This is a genomic window from Massilia atriviolacea, assembly GCF_003953935.1.
In the GTDB taxonomy this organism is placed as follows: domain Bacteria; phylum Pseudomonadota; class Gammaproteobacteria; order Burkholderiales; family Burkholderiaceae_D; genus Telluria_A; species Telluria_A atriviolacea.
Genome location: NZ_RXLQ01000056.1, coordinates 1 through 1,253, shown reverse-complemented (window position 1 = coordinate 1,253; position 1,253 = coordinate 1). Strand labels below are relative to the sequence as shown.

Below are 1,253 nucleotides of genomic sequence, written 5' to 3'. Positions count from 1 at the left end.
TGCTGTGGTCTAATTTGCCCGGACACCTCAATAGGTGGAAAATACACCACCTGAGGAGTAATACATGGCTACAAGAAAACGGAAGACCTTCGACCCCAGCCTGAAGCTGGAAGTGGTCCGAATGATCAAAGAGCAGGGACAGAGCATTCAGAACGTCAGCGAAAGCATGGACATCGGCCCGACCGCAATTCGCCGCTGGCTGGCCCAGTACAGCGCGGAGCAGAGCGGCCAGCCTGGCATCGGCAAACCGCTCACTACCGAGCAGCAGAGGATCCGGCAGTTGGAGCTGGAAAATCAGCAACTCCGGCAGGATGTGACCATCTTAAAAAAGGCATCGGCCTTCTTTGCCCGCGAAATGAAATGACTCGCCAGCTCATCGTTCAACTGCAAAAGGAGGCCATCCCGGTTAAACACAGTTGCCGCATTCTGGAGGTTAGCCGGTCCGGTTTTTACGAAGCGCAGCGACGTTCTGCCAAGCCGGTCGTATGCAAGGCAAGCGTGCACCTGAAGGCGGCGTTCATGGCGAGTCACCAGAGCTATGGCAGTCGGCGATTGGTCACGGCCATGGCCAACGAAGGGTTCCAAATCGGGCGTTACAAGGTGCGCAGCCTGATGCGCAAGGCCGCCTTGAAGCCCGTCTGGAAGCGCAAATTCGTTCACACGACAGACAGCAAGCACGACTTACCGATTGCCGACAATGTGCTCAATCGGCAGTTCAACCCCACCGCGCCGGACCTGGCCTACGTCAGCGATATCACGTACATTCGCACCGGCGCGGGATGGTTGTATCTGGCCACTGTGCTGGATCTGTATGCGCGCAAGGTGGTCGGTTGGGCCATGGCGCCGACCATGCCCGCCAAGCTGGTCTGCGACGCGTTGAACATGGCCATTCAACAGCGCCGGCCCGCATCGGGCCTGATCGTCCATTCGGACCGGGGAAGCCAGTACGCCAGCGAGCTTTACCAGGACCTGCTGAAACAACACGGCTTCGTTTGCAGCATGAGCCGCAAGGGAAATTGTTGGGATAACGCCGTGGCGGAACGCTTCTTCCTAAACCTCAAGATGGAGCGCGTCTGGCAGCGGCAATACGCCAATCACGCCGAGGCCAAGGCTGATATCACCGACTACATCGTCGGCTTCTACAACTGCAAGCGCATCAATTCAGCATTGGGCAATCTGCCGCCCGCTGTCTACGAACGAAAAATGGCAGCACACGAACCTATCGTGGTGTCCGAAATTACTTGACCACAGCA

The 1,253-nt window shown here is 57.4% G+C and carries 1 protein-coding gene; it reads left to right on the top strand.

The window, feature by feature from the left end; genetic code table 11:
* Positions 1 to 64: 64 nt before the first annotated feature.
* Positions 65 to 1,245, top strand: a protein-coding gene (locus EJB06_RS31490; protein ID WP_229427391.1) for an IS3 family transposase whose coding sequence is annotated in 2 segments (ribosomal slippage) — positions 65 to 314 and positions 314 to 1,245 — 1,182 coding nt in all. Because the reading frame shifts where the segments join, the coding sequence is not laid out codon by codon here.
* Positions 1,246 to 1,253: the final 8 nt, after the last annotated feature.